This is a genomic window from Mycoplasma sp. AC1221 (assembly GCF_054353815.1).
Window position 1 is genome coordinate 1 of the sequence record NZ_JBTHHH010000006.1, and the last position, 18,482, is coordinate 18,482.

The 18,482-nt window shown below is 25.0% G+C and carries 15 protein-coding genes; 13 read left to right on the plus strand and 2 right to left on the minus strand.

Features of this window, described 5'->3' with window-relative positions; translation table 4 throughout:
- Positions 1–417: 417 nt before the first annotated feature.
- Genes ACXYRK_RS01455 through ACXYRK_RS01470 form a run of 4 tightly spaced genes read left to right on the plus strand, consistent with a single transcriptional unit; the run spans position 418 to position 8,828 of the window.
- Positions 418–4,113: an AAA domain-containing protein gene (locus ACXYRK_RS01455; protein ID WP_458617720.1), complete on the plus strand. Its 3,696-nt coding sequence runs from the start codon at positions 418–420 to the stop codon at positions 4,111–4,113.
- Complete coding sequence (locus ACXYRK_RS01460; protein ID WP_458617721.1) at positions 4,052–6,007, plus strand: hypothetical protein; 1,956 nt, start codon at positions 4,052–4,054, stop codon at positions 6,005–6,007. Before ACXYRK_RS01455 ends, ACXYRK_RS01460 begins: the two co-directional genes overlap by 62 nt.
- Positions 6,007–7,011: a hypothetical protein gene (locus ACXYRK_RS01465; protein WP_458617723.1), complete on the plus strand. Its 1,005-nt coding sequence runs from the start codon at positions 6,007–6,009 to the stop codon at positions 7,009–7,011. The genes ACXYRK_RS01460 and ACXYRK_RS01465 overlap by 1 nt, the downstream gene beginning before the upstream one ends.
- Complete coding sequence (locus tag ACXYRK_RS01470) at positions 7,011–8,828, plus strand: AAA family ATPase (RefSeq protein ID WP_458617725.1); 1,818 nt, start codon at positions 7,011–7,013, stop codon at positions 8,826–8,828. Before ACXYRK_RS01465 ends, ACXYRK_RS01470 begins: the two co-directional genes overlap by 1 nt.
- 36 nt (positions 8,829–8,864) lie before the next feature.
- On the opposite strand, the gene ACXYRK_RS01475 is transcribed toward ACXYRK_RS01470, so the two are convergent.
- Both ACXYRK_RS01475 and ACXYRK_RS01480 read right to left on the minus strand, forming a co-directional pair.
- Complete coding sequence (locus tag ACXYRK_RS01475) at positions 8,865–10,094, minus strand: Eco57I restriction-modification methylase domain-containing protein (protein WP_458617726.1); 1,230 nt, start codon at positions 10,092–10,094, stop codon at positions 8,865–8,867.
- Position 10,095: 1 nt separating this feature from the next.
- Positions 10,096–10,782 (minus strand): hypothetical protein, encoded by a 687-nt coding sequence (locus ACXYRK_RS01480; RefSeq protein WP_458617728.1) that lies wholly within the window; start codon positions 10,780–10,782, stop codon positions 10,096–10,098.
- Positions 10,783–10,954: 172 nt separating this feature from the next.
- On the opposite strand from ACXYRK_RS01480, the gene ACXYRK_RS01485 reads away from it, so the two are divergent.
- From ACXYRK_RS01485 to ACXYRK_RS01525, 9 genes are read left to right on the plus strand one after another with little or no spacing between them, the layout of a single operon-like run.
- On the plus strand, positions 10,955–11,659 hold the full coding sequence (locus ACXYRK_RS01485; protein WP_458598037.1) for a DNA-methyltransferase: 705 nt from the start codon (positions 10,955–10,957) through the stop codon (positions 11,657–11,659).
- A complete protein-coding gene (locus ACXYRK_RS01490; protein WP_458614227.1) occupies positions 11,649–12,524 on the plus strand; it encodes a DNA adenine methylase in 876 nt (291 codons plus the stop codon). Before ACXYRK_RS01485 ends, ACXYRK_RS01490 begins: the two co-directional genes overlap by 11 nt.
- The gene (locus ACXYRK_RS01495) at positions 12,514–14,370 is read left to right on the plus strand and encodes a hypothetical protein (RefSeq protein ID WP_458617730.1); all 1,857 of its coding nucleotides are present in this window, start codon (positions 12,514–12,516) and stop codon (positions 14,368–14,370) included. The genes ACXYRK_RS01490 and ACXYRK_RS01495 overlap by 11 nt, the downstream gene beginning before the upstream one ends.
- Before the next feature lie 8 nt (positions 14,371–14,378).
- The gene (locus tag ACXYRK_RS01500) at positions 14,379–14,918 is read left to right on the plus strand and encodes a tRNA (cytidine(34)-2'-O)-methyltransferase (protein WP_435128789.1); all 540 of its coding nucleotides are present in this window, start codon (positions 14,379–14,381) and stop codon (positions 14,916–14,918) included.
- Positions 14,905–15,621 (plus strand): TrmH family RNA methyltransferase, encoded by a 717-nt coding sequence (locus ACXYRK_RS01505; RefSeq protein ID WP_458598043.1) that lies wholly within the window; start codon positions 14,905–14,907, stop codon positions 15,619–15,621. The genes ACXYRK_RS01500 and ACXYRK_RS01505 overlap by 14 nt, the downstream gene beginning before the upstream one ends.
- A complete protein-coding gene (locus ACXYRK_RS01510; protein WP_435128783.1) occupies positions 15,621–15,908 on the plus strand; it encodes a hypothetical protein in 288 nt (95 codons plus the stop codon). Before ACXYRK_RS01505 ends, ACXYRK_RS01510 begins: the two co-directional genes overlap by 1 nt.
- Positions 15,895–16,746 carry a ribosome biogenesis GTPase YlqF gene (gene ylqF, locus ACXYRK_RS01515; protein WP_458617731.1) on the plus strand — a complete coding sequence of 284 codons (852 nt, stop codon included), beginning with the start codon at positions 15,895–15,897 and terminating at the stop codon, positions 16,744–16,746. Before ACXYRK_RS01510 ends, ylqF begins: the two co-directional genes overlap by 14 nt.
- Positions 16,739–17,119, plus strand: a complete 381-nt coding sequence (locus ACXYRK_RS01520; RefSeq protein WP_458617732.1) for a YigZ family protein — start codon at positions 16,739–16,741, stop codon at positions 17,117–17,119. The genes ylqF and ACXYRK_RS01520 overlap by 8 nt, the downstream gene beginning before the upstream one ends.
- Complete coding sequence (locus ACXYRK_RS01525; RefSeq protein WP_458617734.1) at positions 17,112–18,476, plus strand: M17 family metallopeptidase; 1,365 nt, start codon at positions 17,112–17,114, stop codon at positions 18,474–18,476. The genes ACXYRK_RS01520 and ACXYRK_RS01525 overlap by 8 nt, the downstream gene beginning before the upstream one ends.
- The last annotated feature ends 6 nt before the right edge of the window (positions 18,477–18,482 follow it).

The following is an 18,482-nucleotide window of genomic DNA, read 5'->3' on the forward strand; positions in this document are numbered from 1 at the left end:
AGCTGACCATTACTAATAAATTGATAGGTTTAAAAGTAAATGTATTCAAGACATTTTAATGAATTATAATTACTATTCAGTTTTCAAAGGACTATGCCTAAGGGGCATTTTTTTAACTTGTGTAAGAACACAACCTAAAAAATATCAGTAAAAAGCAATAAATTGCCTATTTTTATAGTAAAATTTATGAATAAATAATTCATAATAAGAGAAATTGTGAGGTAAATTAAATATGGTTGTGGATAACTTGCTACACACACACACACACACACATCTACTATTAATATAGCTGTTAATTTTAATAGTAAGCTTTCGTATGGCGATTTAAGAATTCAAGCAGGACATATTTCTGAAAAACAAAAAGAGAAAACCCTGGAGAAGTTTCTTCAAGAAACATTTCGAAGGAATTTAAATTACTTGAATTCTAATGATATAAATCAGTATATTAATTATCTTAATGGAGTATTTAAGAATATAGATAATTATAACTTGGAAGTAATAAATCTTGATTTGCTATCAAGCAAAAAGAAGTTAGAAAAGGTTTTGTTAAATAATGATTGGAATGATTTAAAAACAGGTGGACCGTTGGTTTCAACTGTAGTTTTTATTGTAAAACTAAAGGATTCCTATATTAAAGAAAATAAGATTGACAGATTTAATAGCATTTGTCTTTTTACTAAATTAAAGAAACTGGAGAGTATTAAAGATTTATATTTTGAATTAAGTAGAATAGAGTTTTTGGACTTATCATTAGAAAAAGAATATCAAAATATTTCTAATCTTTGCATTCAGCTTATAAATATTAAATACGAAGAAAATTATTTTAGAATATACAATACTCTAAAAGAGAATCATAAAATAAGAAACATAATTCTTGAAAAAAGTAGTGAATTAATGTGAACAAAAAATACAAAAACTGAAAATGGATTAAAACTAAGGAATTCATTGGATTTTTTAATTTCTTTCCATATCTTTAATAAAGAAAGTGATAAAAAGACATACTCATATCCTGTTTTAAAATTCAAAGACAGAAGAGTTGATAATATAAATACATATCATAAGTATTGATGCTTGGTGAGCAGAGATAATAAAAAAGAAAAACTTGTTTCCGGTAAGAATATCAGTATATTTGCTGAAAATGATTATGATGATAAATATGAATTTACAAACAAAAACGAAAATGATGTTGATAAAACCGAGTATATAAAAAGTAAGTTAAATTCATTTATAAAATCATCAAATGAATCAATAAATATGCTTACACATCAGAATCAAAATCTGACAAATGAAATTAATGAAAAAGAAAAAGAGAAGAAACAATCTGAAAAACATAAACAAGATTTACAACAACAAATAAGCAATTTTAATAATAAAATTAATGAAGTATCAAATCAAATAAAAGAAATTAAAAAAATTAAAGAACAATCATGAGAAGATGATTATGATGTTGATAATTATAAAGATAAAATAAATTACTTAAATAATGAAAAATTATTACTAGAGCAGAAGATAAAAAAGATCGATGTAGAACTCAAAAATATAAGTGAAAATATAAGGATATCAAACACCAAATTATCTGATATACGAACTTTAATTAAATCAAATAAAGAAAGTATAGAAAAAGAAGAAAAAAAAGTAAAATATATTGAAAAACTAATAGCAGATAAGTTTTTTAAGATATATAAAATTATAGAGACTGAACTGAAGATAAAAAAAGACACAAAATCTGAGTCAATAGAGAATATAAATATAAAATCAATTAATGATTCTGAACACTCTCTATTAAATATAAAAGATCTTTTTAATAGCAATCATTATTATTTGTCGGATAAAGATGAAGGTTTAGTAATTAAATATAGAAGATTTTATAATTCGTTAAAAAACTTTAGTGATGGGATGTACAGAAATCCTTATTTAGCAAAATCAGTAGAAGAACCAAATTTCTTTCAGGTGAACATACCAGCAAATTTTAAAATAAACAGTCAGATAGCATTGAATTTAAATCAAAAACAAGAAGAATCAGTTAAAAAAGCACTAAATTCATCAAGTATTTCATACATTCAAGGACCGCCTGGGACTGGAAAAACACAGACTATTTGTGCAATTATAGAGCATGTAGTAAATGAAAATAAAAAGAACTGTTTAATAATGTCATCAACACATGAAGCAATTAATAATGCACTTGATCGCTTGTATGAAATTAATAAAAAGAATCCCAATTTTATATATTTTAAGTTATTAAGACGAGAAGATATAGATTACAGTAATCCTGAAATTCTAGAAAATGAAAAATTCAGCGATAAAGCGATGTTAAAGAATTTTACAAGTTCTTTATTCAATAATTTAATTACTGAAAAAAAGAATTTTCAACCTTTTTTAAATTGGTATAAAGATAATAAAGAAGAAAATTTACTAAAATATATTGATATAAAATTAAGTGTTGAATATTTAGAATCAAATAAAGACAAAGCACCAGATTTATATTTAAAAATAACTCAACACACAAAAGATGAAGTTATGAAAATAACTTTATCCCCTTATAAAGAAACTATAGATTATGACATATTGCACCAGATATTAGATTTTACAATCAAAACTAACCATGAATATAAAGGATTTGAAGAAAATAAATATTTTCAACAATTTAAAAATGTAGCAAGTAAATCACAAATTAGATTAGTCGAATTTTGAAATCTTGATGATATTCTAAAGAAAACACAAACTCAAATCCAGGATAAATGAAGTATATATTTTGATAAAATGAAAAATTATTATGCTGATAAATCAAACAACAGTATTGATGATATTAAAAATTTTGCTAGGAAAGCATTTGATGCAGATTTAATCAATGTTATAGGAATGACTACATCAGCCAGACAAGAAATATCGATTTTTAATGATAGCGATAATTCTAAAAGGTTATTTATAGATTATCCTATATATTTTCAAATTCTTGATGAAGTATCAAAATCAACAACATTAGAAGTGATTAATAGTATTTTAATGGCTAATAAGGTAGCATTAGTTGGAGATTATCGGCAACTGCCACCTAATGTTGAATTAACTGAAAACCTAAATGACAAAAAACTTAATCAATATGGAGAATCAGATAAAGGAATTTTGGATAATTGATGAAATTGGTTGAAACTTCAAAATAGCTCAAAATGACCAGCAACAGAAGAGTTTTGAAATAATCTTAAAAAGGAACTGGAATTTCCTTTCTTTAAAGAACATGCATTGCAAATAAAAAGAAGATATAATAATCATTCACCATATTCATTTTTAAAAACTCAACACCGTTTTGCTACCGAGATAATGAATATAGTTAACTTTGTTTATGATCATAATGAAAAACTCGAGATGCCGAGCATTTATCAAAGTCACGAATTTATTAATTATAATTTAAAAACGAATCAGAATAATAATTTTAATCATCATTTTAACATAGTTGATTCCACACATTATTCGACAGATTTTATGAAATTTCTTTCTTTAAATTCAGAACATTCAGAAAAAAACAAAATAATTAATGCTCTTAGCAATCTTTCTTACACTGCTGATCAAAAATCTTCTATGTTTAAAAACAAAGAATACAACGGAAGAATCAATGAATATAATGCATATATTATTATAAAAATACTTCATAATTTATTTAAAAATAACAATATAAACTCCAACCAAATTGGTGTAATCTGTATGAACCGTGATCAGAGTAATGTTGTTAGAAGCTTCATCAAAGAATACTCGCATATAAAGGCACTAAAAAATATCAAAGTAGATACAGTAGATAACTTTCAAGGTCGCGAAAAAGATATTGTTATAGTAGATTTAATCAGAGCACAAAATAGTTTCGATGAGAACGGTTTCGTTAGTCTTAATACCAGAAATTATGATTTTTATAAAAAAATAGAACGTTTAAATGTTGCAGTTTCGCGCGCAAAGGATAAATTAATTTTAGTTGGTGCATTCCGAAAACCTCTTAATGATATTGTTTCAGAAATAGATCTACCTACAGGAAGTAAATTCGAAAGCATTATCAGAAAATGATATGATGAAGCATCAAGCAAAGGAGCAATTGTTAATTATGATGAAGAACAATTCAATGAAGATTAAGATTAATGTTCCATATTTAGAATTAAAAATATTTAAAAAATACAGAAAACTCATTGATATGGATGAACTAAGTGCGATTTTTGTAGGAATTATTAAGTATTTAGAAAACCCAGACTTTCGAAGTAATTACGAAATTAAATCTACTGATTTATTTAAAGATGTTATTACAAAAGTATTAAATATTTGACAAAGATCATTTGTTTTAATAGAAGAAAAAATAGATAATTTATTTATAAATAATGTTTTATATACACTCACTAATGAATATAATAAAGGAGATTGAAAGAATTTGAGATTTCATTCTATTAAGATAAATAAAAAAATATTAGAATATTTTGATAATGATGAGTATAAAACACTTGAAGAACAAGAAAAGATAGTAAAAAATATAATTTATGTTAATTTAATAAATAAAGAACGCAGAATAGCTGTAAAGAAAATAGATATTAATTGAAAACCTAACTTTTCTGATTCAAATGATTTAAATAACATAATTAAACTGCGCGAAAATATAAAAACAAACGATGATAATGTTTCGCAATGGAAAGAATATAAATCAGGTGGATATGATGATAATAAGGATTATGTCTTTATTTCACATCAATTAGAGAAAGTTAATGTTCTTATAGAAGAAAATTGTGAATTTGAAGTAGATAATAACAAAATTAAATGAAACAAGACAAATTTTATATATTCATATAATCAATATATTCCTTCATTTTCATATATACTTAGACAAAAACTTCAAGAAAAATTTAATGAAGTTTTTGATGGGAGTGATTTTCAAGGGAATTTTTATCAAAAGGATAAAGAAGATCTAAAATATTCATTAGAAGAAAATCAAAACTTGATAGATAAATGTAATGAACAAAAGAGTTGAATCTGACCCATTTCAATTAAAATTATATATGCTGAAAATAAGCATTGACAAGTCTTTAAAGCACCAATAAAACTGCAATATTACCTTAATAACAATTTGGGAAATCCAAAAACTGACTTTGTTAATACCTATCAGTTATATAAAGAAGAAATAGATTTAAAACATTGGATTAAAAGTGAGTTTTCAAAAGAAAACACACAGGATATAAATCATCAGATAAAAGATGCTAAGGTTCTGGAATATGTTATGGAAATTATTGATTATAATTTCACAGTTAATTATTTTTATAATTTCTTTGTTAAAAATAAAGAACAAATATTAAATCATAAAATAACAGATATAAATAAATTAATGTATTTATACACAGAAAAATTAATTGAATATGATGAATTAATTAAATATTTAAAGAAGCAAAAAAATAACATTTATAAGAATATAGATAACGGTGAATTTATAAAATTAGTATCATCAAAATATAAATATGATATAACAAATTCAACATTGCTAAACATTTTCTATGAGACATTTCCTTGGTTTTATGATAATGGCGAAGTGTATTTTGACAACTGAATACCTGAAATAAATATTAAAAAAGCATTTGAGATTCTTAATTTATTGCTACTAAAATACAAATCAATGACAAAGAGCGAATTAGAATCACAATTAAATAAATTAACTGCAATAAATTACAGTCCTTTAAAAAGTCCATATATATCAAATAATATAAATAAAATTAAAATTTATCTAAAAGATGCTCCAACAATGTCTGAAGAAACATTTTTAGGCAGAACAGCAAAACTAAGACAAAGTTTAGAAACCTTAGTAAATTCAACAAAAAATGTTTCTAAATTATTAAAAGAAAAAGGATATCCTAATTTTTCCAAAACATATGAATGAACTTCTGAGCAAATACATAACAAAGAAAAAGAAAATTTTAGTTTTAATTTAACAAAAGAGAAGCAATTGTTAAGATTTGAATCAGAATTTGATAACAGTAAAAAAGGAGAAAAATAATGTCACATGCTGCAGTAATTACTCATAGCATCTGCATTGATGCAGAAAAACAAGAGTTAAATAAAATTAATGATGAAGTTACAGAACTTTATAACAATGCTTCATCTGAATTATTTCAAGAACAATGTAAAGAAATTTTAGAATCAGTAGCTGCATGTTTAAATACGCTCGAGTCGTTTTCCGAGACAAGACAAATATATGAAAATCAAGTTACTGCTAGAGAAACAGAATTTCAATACCAAAAACACAGAATTTTTAAACAACTAGAAAATCTTAAATTAAATTTAAACTATATCGATGATATTTTTGCTCAAATTAAACAAGATGAAAGTGAAATAAATCGACTAATTTTAAAAGAAGGTTATATTGCAAACATCGCTATAGAAGAACTAAAAGAAACTGGTACAGTTATTACAACGAATGCACTGCAAGCCAAAATTTCTCAGATAAGAAATAAAGAGATTACTAAGCAAACATTGGATAAAACTAAAAGACATATTGAGAACTTAATTGATGAATCTACATTAGATATAAAGATAAAATTCAAATTACTTGATGAGCTAGATACAAAGACTTCTCCGCAAGAAATAAGTGATTTATTAGCAGTAATACAAGAGTTAAATTATCGTAATAATTTAACCCAAAGAAAAATAAATACCTATAAAGAAGTTTTAAAAGAAAACGGGTATCATTTAAAAGGTACACCAGATGTTATTACAATTACTGATGACAAAGGTGAATTGCGAGTTTCATTTGCATATGTTCTAAATTTTAAAAATAATAAAGATAATAGATTTAAAATTATTTTCAATCTAGATGACAGTGTACAATATGATATAGGGGATTATGAGAAACATATGTGTGTTACATTATCAGAAAAGATTCAGCAAGCAGTCTCTAAAAAAGGATATTTATACAAAGATATTAAAATACTTCGTAATATTATCAATGCAAAACCATTATTAAAAGCAATGCAGCAAACCATAAAATCTGGAGTAAAATAATGTATAATTCTTTAAAGAAATTAGCAATTAAACTGCAAGAAAAGAATCTTGTAGTTATCTCAGGTAATGTATATGATACATATTATTATAAAGATGAACATGATAATAAAAAAGAACATAATTTAGATCAACATATAATTAATTTGTTTGAATCGTTAGGTTATCTAAGGATAACTAAATTTAGTCCTGGATATGGTGAATTCCAATTATATCCAGAAGTTATCACTTCTGAATATGAAACAGATGAAGAAGAAAACAGTATCGATTTGTTGACATATATGAGAAGATTGCTTGAAAGCATTGTTGAATTTAACAAGAACAAAGTTTCTAAAAAAGCGAATCCAAATGTATATATTATTGATTTTTCAGATATATTAATTTCTAATACAGCAACGAATTCGCCTGAGTTAATTGAAGTTATTAGTGGAATATTATCAGTTATTTTAACTAACATTAAATCTGAAAAACTGATTAATAATGCAGATATTAATAAACAAAATAAAGTGATTTTTATAGCAAAAAATGAGCAAAATATCTTTAGTGAATTAGTTAAGGATAATCCTGAGACTGCAGTAGTTCACATCAATAAACCAAATCAATACGAGCGATCATATATAATAGAAAATACATCTGAAAATTTCATTGTTTCTGATGTAAGTAAATTACAAGAAATAAAAAGCAAAGAGCACTCGCAGGCAGTAGGATTAACATCACAAAAAACATGCCGTGAAATAATGCAAATTGGTCGAGTTTGATGAACAGGAAGTAATAAATTCACATATACTGAAAAATATAACCTTATTCATTATAATAAAAAAGAATCAGAGTGACAGAAAATTAATCCTGTAAACCTCAAAAACTTTGAAATTGAGATAAGAAAAAGAGTATTAGGTCAAGATGGAGCAATTGCTAAAATAAAGCAAACATTAATTTCATCATTTATTGGTTTAAATGGTATCTTGCAATCGCAAAAGTTATCCAAACCAAAAGGAATTTTATTTTTTGCCGGACCCACAGGGACAGGTAAAACCGAAATATCAAAAGCATTAGCAGAATTTGTTTTTCACGATGAAAATAAATTGCTTCGTTTTGATATGTCAGAATATAATCATGAACATTCTGATCAAAGATTAATTGGTGCTCCACCAGGATATGTAGGATATGATTCAGGTGGAGAGTTAACTAATAAAGTGAAGGAAAATCCATTTTCTATTTTACTTTTCGATGAAATTGAAAAAGCACACCCGAAAATACTAGATAAATTCTTACAAATCTTAGAAGATGGTAGATTGACATCTTCTAAGGGAGAGTTAATAGACTTCTCGGAAACTTTTATTATTTTTACGTCCAACATTGGTGCAAATAAAGTATCTCCAGATGATTCAGTTATAAATGTTGAAAAGAATTTTAGAAAAGAAGTTGTAAATTATTTTAATAATCAACTACAAAGACCAGAATTATTAAATCGTATCGGCCATAGAAATATCATAGCATTTAACTTTATAACTGATGATAATATCATAAAACAAATAATTAAAATTAACCTTGTTAAACTACAAAAACAATTGAAGTCATTATATGAGTTAGAAATGAGAATAGCAGACTATGAAAATGTAATAAATGGTTTGTTAACCAAAACAAAAACAAAAATTGATAAAAAATTAGGGGCACGTGGAATTATTACAGGTTTAGATGAAATTTTAATTGATAAAGTTAGCGATTTTATTTTTGAAAACTTTACAAACATTCGAACAAGCAAACAAACAACATTAAATATAGAGTATAAAGAAGGTGAAATCTTTTTAAATTTGGAATAAATTTATTTTTTAACTGTGTCACAGTTAAAAAAGTTTTTAATATTTTATTAATTTGACTAATTGAGCAACTTTAGAAGTTATTTTATGATCAAAAGTATTAATATTATATTTGAGATGTTTAAGAACTTTTATATTATTGAAATTACCAAATCTGCTAATATGTACCAAAACTTTATATATATCTTGCTTTAGAATTTTTAAAAAATATTCTGCTTCTTTTTTATCATCAAATTGATAAAAACCCACAGATTGTGTAACATTAAAATTTGTAGTTATAAAAGGAAGGAAATAAGTAGAAAGCGGAACTATAATAAGATATTTATCAAAGATATCTTGTTTAATTTTTGCATATCTTATTTGTTTAATAGTATGAATTGTCGGATATTTAAATTCTTGATCTTGGTTATCACTAAGAAATATACTTTTAGTAAAGTTGTGTAAATCACAGCGATATTTAAATCCTGTAGGGTCATTATTGATTAATAATTGAACTAAATCTAATGTTTCTTGTGATATGTATAAAGGTATAAATGGTAAACTTGGATAAATTACTACATTTTCTTGAATGTCTTTTTTAAGAAAACTATTATATATGGTGGTTTTATGATCAAAAATACCTTTTTGTCATACAAAAACACAAAAAGAAGAACCGACTTTATTAAAATATCTTTTTACATCATTGTCAATCACAATAAAACTCCCATTTTTAAGAAGTTTTTTCAATGTAGTATTATGGTTGTTGAAAGACATTCAATTGTTCGGAGTTATAAAACATAAATATCCATTATCCTTTAATAAATCAATAGAATATTCAATAAATTTATTTGATAAACTTCTATTTTTGTTTCCACCACCTGAATATGGTGGATTTGCTAATATTAAATCATATTTTATATTAAATTCATCATTTAAATCAAAAGCATCACCACATCTTAGATGTGGTGGATTCAATAATTCCTTGCAATTATCAACTCTTAACTCGCTTATTTCATTAAAATAAATATTATTAAGTTGTGTTTTTGTAGCACAATATGCACCAAAATTACCATTTCCAGAGCACGGATCAAGAATTTTTAAGTCTTTCCTGCTTCATAACTCATTTGGGATATAATTTATCATTTTTTCAACACATTCCATTGGAGTACATATATCATCCCGAGATTTCATATGATTTTGATCTTCATTTAGTTTATTTAAGAACTCTTTTATTTTCTGGTATTCAAATTGATTGTTTACCTCTGTATTATTAATATTATTTTTTTTCATACTATTTCTTTCTAGTCATTTTGGATTGAATATTTGCTATTGGTTTTTGATGAAATTGATTTAAATATATGTTTAATAACCTATCTTCTACGAAAATGCTTGCAGGATAAGCAACAAAAGCGAATTCACCATAATATTCTACTTGCAGTGGTTTTTGAGGTTGATATAGATATAATTTGAATTCTAACCTTGTGCTTACAAAGGATTGTAAAATCTTTATATTAGTTGTAGATGCAGTTCTTCAGTTAACAACAGTACCACAATTATAAGATTGCAATCTATATATAAATGGTGTTCTAGTTTGACCAAACTTAATAATATATTCATTATTATCTATATATGCTGTTATCATATAAACAACACCCACTTCGTTTTCGAAAATTTCTTTTGCTTTTTCATTATGAAAATCAAAAGCTACTATTTTTTCATTATATCGTTTGTCATCCTTAATTATTAACGGTTTTGCTTTTAATTTACAAATAAATTGAAAATCTTTAATTCCTTCAAACTTGAAATCTGACAATTTAGGTTGAGTTATGACATCTTGATATAAAAACGGGGTGTCATTTTTGTTTTTCAAAGAAAACAAATTTTTCAATGCATTTATATAATCAACACCAATTTTTGATTCATATGTTGATTCATCTATTTTATTACAAAGTTGTTTTAGTTGCTCAATATCTCTCATTCATTATCCTTATATATAATATTCTATTATAAATTTTTAAAATAACTGATAAAAATTTTGGTTGTGAATTACCTTGTGACTAAAAATAAATTACAATATTAAACGAGACAAACATAAAGAATTCAGGAAGTTTTACATCCAATATGATAAAATTTTAATAAAAGGAAATAAAATGCAAATTAATAAAATTTACCACCTAGACTGTATCAATTTGTTCAAGCAAATGAAACAAAATCATATTAGTGTTGACTGCATTATTGCAGATCCACCTTATAATATAAGTCGTAAAAATAATTTTCATACTATTAATCGACAAGGAATTGACTTTGGTAATTGAGATAAAGATTTTGATCAAACTACCTGAATTAAAGAAGTTAAAGTGCTTTTAAAACCTGGTGGTAGTATTTTGATATTTAATGATTGAAAAAACCTTGGAGCAATTGCTGAAGCACTAAATCAAAGCGGTTTAATTGTTAAGGATTTAATTCGTTGAATTAAACCTAATCCGATGCCCCGAAATATTAATAGAAGGTATATAACAGACTTTGAATTTATTATTTGAGCCGTTAAACCTGGAAAAAAATGAATTTTTAATTTTGATAATAACAAAGATTATCCATATAAAAAACCTGAATATAATTTTGCAGTTGAAAATTCTAAAACCGTAAGGATTCATCCGACTCAAAAACCAGAAAAACTAATTATGGAATTAATTAAAACACATACGAATAAAGGTGATTTGATTCTTGATCCTTTTATGGGTAGTGGAAGCACAGCAATAGCAGCAATAAAATTAGGAAGAAATTTTATTGGTAGTGAAATAAGCGATGACTATTTTAAAAAATCACAGAAAAGAATATTAAAAAATGCAAAATAAACATATACGTTCTCCGCTTAATCATTTAGGTAATAAATATCGTATTTTAGACATTATTTTTACTAATTTACCTAGTATGCAGGCAAGTACGAAATTTGTTGATGTTTTTGGTGGTAGTTTTAATGTTGGTATAAATAGCCCATTTAAAAATGTTATTTATAATGAATATGATAAAGCACTTTTTGAAATATTAACATCTTTTTTATATACAGAATTTGACATAATAGATAAAAAAATCAACGAAAAACTAGAAGAATATCAACTAAGTTATAAAAAAAATTATAAAGAAAATAAAGAGAAGTATTTAGTTATAAGAAATGACTATAATGAAACTAAGGATATAATATTATTAATAATATTAGTATTTTTTAGTTTTAATTCAGAATTGCGCTTCAATAAAAAAGGTTTTTTTAATGTTCCAATAGGAAAAAGTGGTTATACCAAATATAGAAGAAGTAATTTAATAAAATTTATAGAATTATCCAAAACTAAATTAATTCAAACATATAATTTAGATTTTGAAGATTTAGTGCTTGATTTAATTTCAAAGTATAAAACAGATCAAATTATATTTTATTTTGATCCCCCATACCTTATTTCAAATGCTACATATAATAATAATTGAAGCATTGATGATGAAAAAAGGTTGATAAAAATCTTGCAAAAATTAAATGATAAAAAATATAAATTTATTTTATCTAACTTTATAAAAAATGGAGATGTTGAAAATAATATATTAAAAGAATTTTTAGAAAAAAATAAAAATTTTGTTATAAAAGAAGTTCCCACAAATTATAAAAGTAGCAATTATCAAAGAACCTCAAAAAATACAACGGAGATATTAGTAAAAAATTATGAAGCATAATGTCAAATTATGAAAGATAGGTGATACATCCTGGAGAAAAAATAATCAAATTGCTTTGTATAATTTTGTCATAGATTATATATATAAACAAAATATAATTTCTGATTTATTAGGCGAATATCAAAACTTTTGAAATGTTTGTGTAAAAGAAGGATTTAAACAAAAAAATACAAGTTATTTAGAAAAAGATATAAATTTACTGTTTAAGACTTTAAGAAACTTTAGCTTAATAAAAAAGAATGAAAAAAAAGAAAAAAATATAACACTTTTGAAAAATCGGGATGGTAGTTTTTTTTACAATATTCTTAGGGGAGCTAATGAAGATAGCGAAATTTTTAGATTATTAGATTTATTTGGACAATATTTTGGTATTTCATCAGACACCTTTATTTGAATCTGCTTATTTTTAAAATTTAATACAAAGGATATAAATGATAAATTTCAAAGTAAATACCCATTTCAAGAACTCTTTACTTCATTATGCAAAGAAAAATTTATGTCTAAATATGACTTAATAAATTTACATTTTGCTATTGAAGAACATCAAAGTGAAAAATGAAAGGAATTTAATTTTAGAAAGAAGATAAAAAATTGAAAATTTTATAATATTTTAAGTGAAAAAATTAAAGATAAAAATTATGATAAAGAATGAGAAATTAATTTTGAGAGAATTTTTTCATTAAAAAACTCAGAAAAAATTATAAAAATTTTAACTTTAATAGTAAAAAAAAGATTGCATCTTGAATGAAAAGTTCAAAATCAAAAACAAATTATTGATTTTTTTAAGAATATACCTTTTAATGAATTTAATGAACAAGTTAGTTATTATTCTGATATATTAACAGCAAAGGAAGAATATTTAAACCTAACTTTATATTGATTAAAAAACCTTGAAATTTTTACAATAGATTATAATGATAACGAAAAATATTTAACTTTTAGAAATGATGAGATAAGAAATTTTTTTAAATTTCTTATTCTTGAAGATAAACAAATACTTTTAAATAATTTGACTACAACATCGCTAGAAAACTTTGTTGAACAAATTTTAAAAATATTTAAAAACTATATTAATCAAACAAATATTCAAAAATATCAAAAAGCACTTATACCACCTTTTGATTTAGAAGAAGTAGTTAGCTTTATTAAAAATGGTATAAATATAAATACTTATCTACATAAGATAAAATTAGACCAATCTAAAGAAAAATGAGAACATTTAAATGGTATTTCTCGAGCAATTTTAACTGAATATTTTATTAATTTATATGTTTGATATATAACAAAAGAAAAATATTGATATGTTAATTTTCCAGAATTTCAAGACTTTGCTAACACATTACTAGATTATAATCTATATCCTAAAATGACAGCACCTGGTGGACAACCAGATGCATCTTTTGTTTCAAAAGAACTAAATATTATTGTAGAAACTACAATTTTAAATAACAAAAGTCAATTAATAAAAAATGAAATTGAACCTAATAAACGACATGCATTTGAAATATGGAAAAATAATAAAGTTAAAACAATAGTATTATTATTTAGCGAAACAATTTTCAAGAGTTTTTTGCAATATTTATATTTTGCTTTCGATGAAAGCAAAGATTTAATAAAAGAAAATAATACAAATTTATGGGTAAATACATCCAAAATGATTACTATAAAACCAATATTAATTCAAGAATATTTTCAAAACGTTAATAATTTCACTGACCATATAATAGAACTTTTAGAAAATATAGAAAAAACTAATAATCTTATTAAAGAACAAATTGTTAATAATGATAATTTTAATGATGATAATGTAACAGAATTAATGTTTATAGAAGCAATTACAAAATAAGGAGAAAAATGTTAAATATTGTTTTATACCAACCGGAAATATGTCCTAATACAGGAAATATTATCAGAACTTGTTATGCTATCGGGGCTAAATTGCATATTATTAAGCCGATATCCTTTGATTTGCACCCAAAATGACTCAGACGTTATGGTGCTGGTAGAATGCTTTCTGATATACCTCATGAAGTTCATTTTAGCTATAAAGATTTTGCTAAAAAATACACAGATAAAAAAATTTTTTATGTAACTAGATATGGTTTAAAAAGTTATACAGACATTGATTATAAAAGAGTTTATGATGAAGAAAATGAAGTTTGATTAATGTTTGGAAGAGAATCGACAGGCATTGATAAACATATTTTAGCATCCCATTTAGATGACTGCATACGTATTCCGATGGTTTCAGCAATGCGTTCGATAAATTTAGCAAATAGTGTTTGTATTTTAGGTTTTGAAGTAATGCGACAACTTAATTTTCAAAATTTATCAAGATACGAAGTAGAAAAGGGAAAGGATTTTTTATTACAATTTCAAGATGTTAACAAGTAGGGCAAACGAGAAAATCAAGTTCTTAAAGAAATTACAGTTAAAAAAGTATCGTGAGAAAGAACAGAAATTTCTTATATATGGACAACATTTAATAGAAGAAGCATTAAAAAAAGATATAGTAATTGAAATATTTGAAACACCATCACAACAACTTTATCCCAAATCTACATTAATATCCGAATCCTTAATAGAATATTTATCAGAAACAAAATCCCCATCAAAATGCCTTGCATTATGTGATAAAAGTAAACTTAAAAATCAAAGATCAAATAAAATAGTGGCATTAAATAACTTACAAGACCCTGGAAATGTAGGAACAATAATAAGACTCGCTAAGTCATTTGATTTTGATACAGTTATTGTTGAAAATCTAGATGTATATTCGGATAAAGTAATTCGTTCAAGTCAGGGTGCAATATTTGATGTTAATGTTATCACTACAAATAATTTGTATCAATATTTAATAAGCATAAAAAATAACTTTTTTATCTATACTACAGCATTAAATAACAAAGCAGTGTCACTAAATAATGTTAATTTTAGAGAGAAAAACATTATAATAGTTTTTGGTAACGAAGGGCAAGGTATTTCAAATGAAATTCTGAAATTATCAAATCACAATATTTATATACCGATTTCTTTTGAAAGTTTAAATGTTGCAACTGCAGCAGCAATAATAATGAATAAAGTAAGGAACGGATAATGAAAATAAATGATATATTAAAAAAAATTTATGAAAAAATTGATGGTTCAACCGTAAATATCACCTTAGAAGGATATAGTCCTGAACAAGTAAATAAAATTTTTTCAGAAATTATTGACGAACTATTAATTGCAAGTAGTAAAATAGAGCAAAAAGATCAAGAAATAAATACATTAAATGATGAAATAAAAAAACTACAAAAGCAATTAAGCGAAAGTGATTATGAAAAGAATAGACTAACAAATAAGCTGAGTTTATATAAAAAGGACGAAAATGATCGAAAATAAAAATGAATTTGAACAACTAATCCAATGATATCCTGGACATATGGCAAAGGGTTTTAGACAAATAAAAGAAAATTCAAAATTGGTAGATATATTTATTGTTGTTTTAGATGCAAGATGTCCAATAAGTTCATATAATGAAGATTTTGATCAAATTTCACCACAAAAACCAAGACTTTTTATTATCACAAAAAGCGACTTAATGGATGTAAGCAAAAAACAACAAATACAAAAAAGATTTGCTAATGAACAACTTTTATGACTTGATTTGAGGAATAAGAGATCAAAAAATATAATTTTAAATAAACTAAAACTGATGAACAAGGAACGGATGGCAAAAGATAAAACCAAAGGAATTATTCAAACAAAAATTAAGTCTTTTGTTGTGGGAATACCTAATTGTGGAAAGAGTACATTGATTAATTTAGTTTCATCAAAAGCGACATTAAAAGTTGCTAATTTCCCCGGAGTTACCAGAGAACAAAAATGAGTAGTAAATAATGAATTTTTGTTTTTAGATACACCAGGGATATTATTACCAAGGTTTAATGATCAAGAAACAGCTGTTAAATTACTCACTATAGGTTCAATAAAATTAGAAAATTTCCCCATAGCGAGCGTTGCTAACAAAATATGAGCACTATTATCTAAATATTATCCACAAAAATTAATCGAAATAGGTATGCAACCACAAGAAGATGTTAGCAAAATTTATAATCTGTTTTATGATTATGCTCAAAAATTTAATATCTATAAAGAAAAAGGTAAAATTGATTTACTAAAAGCACAAAATCATTTTGTACAATGGGTAAAAAAATTAAAAGGTGTTACATTTGATTAATTTTGTCAAAGAATCATATTTTATAAAAAAATCTGAATTTATAGGATATGTATTTTCGATAAAATCTAAAAGACAAATACCAGAATATTTAGATTTTGTTAAAAACCAACACAAAAAAGCTCGTCATACAGTATATGCTTATATAACTTCGCAAAACGGTGTTCAATCAGCAGGTTATAACGATGATGGAGAACCAAAAAATACTGCTGGAAAACCTATTTATCAACTGTTACAGCTTATGAAGCTTGAAAATATTTTAGTTGTCGTTGTAAGATATTTTGGTGGAATAAAATTAGGTGCAGGTGGTTTAATTCGTGCATATAGACAAGCAAGCTTATTAGCAATAGATAAATTTAAGGAGAAAAATGATTAAATTAACCAAACAAAGAGATGAATCATTATTATTAAAACCAGCATTCGAAGGGATGGATTTTCCTGATTATGTAGGCAAAAAAGAGTTTTATGTAACTAACAATCATGTCACAAAAGAAGCATATGTATATATTAAAAAAGAAGATCAAAATATTTTTTCTCTAAAAGAGTGAATTAAAAACTTTGCAAGTGATTTAAATTTTGATTATCAAATTGATTTAGTAGCATTTGCATCTCTTTTTAACAAAGAACAGTTACTTCGTTTATTTGTTTTTGGGATATATTTTGCAAAAGCAAAATTATTCCAAAAACACTATGAGCAAGAAGAAAAAGTTGAAAAAAACATCGTGATTTTAGATGTAGATTTAGATGAGAAAACATTTGAAATATTTAATAACTTCAAAATAGTTGCTAAAGCAGTTTCAGATGTCCGAAATCTACAAATTACACCAGAAAACTTCCTAAATTCTGAACAATTAGCCGCACATATTGCAAGTGACTTTAGCGGAATAGAAAATTTAGAAGTCAAAATTTTAACTAAAAAAGAAATACAAGAACTAAATATGGGACTTATTTTATCCGTAAATCAAGGAAGCACCCACGAACCAAGAGTTGTTATTGTTAAATATTTAGCAAATCCAGAAAGCCGGGAAATCACATCTGTTGTAGGTAAAGGAATCACATTTGATACAGGTGGAGTTAATACAAAAGGATATCATATGAATGGAATGAAATATGATATGTCAGGTTCTGTTATAGCGGCATATGCTGTTAAAGCACTCGCTCAATTGAAAGCTAAAGTTAATGCATATGCTGTTATGTGTATTACAGACAACAGACTTGATGGTGATGCATCTCTACCAGAAAATGTTTATCAATCGATGTCTGGTAAATGGGTTGAAGTTGTAGACACTGATGCAGAAGGTCGTTTAGTGCTTGCTGATGGGATTTTTTATGCAGCTGAAAAATTAAATTCTACTACTGTTATCGATGTAGCAACATTAACCGGAACAATTTTAACAGCATTATCAAATGTTTATACAGGGATATGATCTACATGTGATAAAAAATGAGATGTATTTAGTGAATCAGCAAAAATAGCACAAGAAAAAGTATGAAGAATGCCGTTTCATAAAGACTTTGATAAAGGAAATAAAGGTTCAAAAGTTGCTGATCTAGCAAATTGATCAAGCAAGGTTCGTTCTGATTCAAATCAAGCTGCATTATTTCTAAAAGAGTTTACAAAAGGAGTGGATTTTATTCATTGTGATGTTGCTGGAACAGCAGATAAAAATGGTATTCCACAAGGAGAATTGGTAGCAACATTGGTTGAAGCAATATTAAGGTTGCAGAAGTAGGAAATT